2 protein-coding genes are annotated in these 1,415 nt (G+C 63.7%); both read right to left on the bottom strand.

The window, feature by feature from the left end; all coding sequences use genetic code 11:
- The coding region (locus tag FHR70_RS23690; protein ID WP_183454881.1) for a 3-oxoacid CoA-transferase subunit B at nucleotides 1–677 on the bottom strand (677 nt) is incomplete at its 3' end.
- Nucleotides 677–1,414: a CoA transferase subunit A gene (locus tag FHR70_RS23695; RefSeq protein WP_183454883.1), complete on the bottom strand. Its 738-nt coding sequence runs from the start codon at nucleotides 1,412–1,414 to the stop codon at nucleotides 677–679. The genes FHR70_RS23690 and FHR70_RS23695, both read right to left, overlap by 1 nt.
- Nucleotide 1,415: the final 1 nt, after the last annotated feature.

Consider the following 1,415-nt stretch of genomic DNA (forward strand, 5'->3'; position numbering starts at 1 on the left):
GCCGCGTTCGACTGGCCGCCATTCAAGGCGACCTTGAAGTCCGCCGCCGTCTTGGCCTTGATCTCCTCGACCGTCACGCCGTCGGCGAGCTCGATCAGGGTCATGCCGGAGCCGCCCTTCTTGTCGATGGAGAAGACACCGAGATCCGTGATGACCAGATCCACCACGCCCGTACCCGTCAGCGGCAGATTGCATTCCGTCAGGAGCTTCGGGTCCTCCGAGCCGTCCTTGGCCTTCGCGACGTGCTCCATGACCACCACGACGCGCTTGACGCCTGCCACCAGGTCCATGGCACCGCCCATGCCCTTCACCATCTTGCCGGGGATCATCCAGTTGGCGAGATCGCCGTTCTGAGCCACCTGCATGGCGCCGAGGATCGACAGGTCGATATGGCCGCCGCGGATCATGCCGAACGAGTCCGCAGAGGAGAAATAGCTCGTGGTCGGCAGCTCGGTGATCGTCTGCTTGCCGGCATTGATCAGATCAGGGTCCTCCTCGCCCTCGAAGGGGAACGGGCCCATGCCGAGCATGCCGTTCTCCGACTGGAGCTGCACGCGCATGCCCTTGGGGATGAAGTTGGACACCAGCGTCGGGATGCCGATGCCGAGATTCACATAGAAGCCGTCGCGCAGCTCCTTGGCCGCACGGGCGGCCATCTGTTCACGGGTCCAAGGCATCAGACTTCCTCCCCTGCTCCGGCAGGCACTGCGGCTTCAGCGCGCTTGCGGGTCGTGCGCTGCTCGATGTGTTTGACCGGGTTCGGCACATGCACCATGCGCTTCACGAAGATGCCCGGGGTGTGCATGCAATCCGGATCGATCTCGCCGGCCGGCACCAGATGCTCGACCTCGGCGACGGTCATTCGCGAGGCGGTGGCCATCATCGGATTGAAGTTACGCGCAGTCTTCCGGTAGACGAGGTTGCCTTCCGTATCGCCTTTCCAGGCATGGACGATGGAAATGTCGGCGAACAGCCCCGTCTCCATGACGTATTTCTCGCCGTTGAACTCGCGCACCTCCTTGCCTTCGGCAATGAGGGTGCCGACCCCGGTCTTGGTGTAGAAGGCCGGGATGCCGGCGCCGCCGGCGCGGATGCGCTCGGCGAGCGTGCCCTGCGGGTTGAACTCGAGCTCCAGCTCGCCGGAGAGGTACTGCTGGGCAAAGAGCTTGTTCTCGCCCACGTAGGAGCTGATCATCTTGCGGATCTGGCGGGTTTCCAGAAGGCGGCCAAGGCCGACCCCGTCCACGCCTGCATTGTTGGAGATGAAGGTCAGGTCCTTCGCCCCCGAATCACGAATTGCCTCGATCAGCGCCTCCGGAATGCCGCACAGGCCGAAGCCTCCGGCCATGATGGTCATACCATCCTTGACCAGGCCGGCCAGCGCCGAGCGGGCGTCGCTGTAAACCTTATCCATC

Source organism: Microvirga lupini, assembly GCF_014191055.1.
GTDB classification, from domain to species: domain Bacteria; phylum Pseudomonadota; class Alphaproteobacteria; order Rhizobiales; family Beijerinckiaceae; genus Microvirga; species Microvirga lupini_A.

Excerpts from the sequence above, each read along its gene's own strand:
- FHR70_RS23695 (WP_183454883.1), bottom strand. The coding sequence starts at position 1,414 with ATGGATAAGGTTTACAGCGACGCCCGCTCGGCGCTGGCCGGCCTGGTC.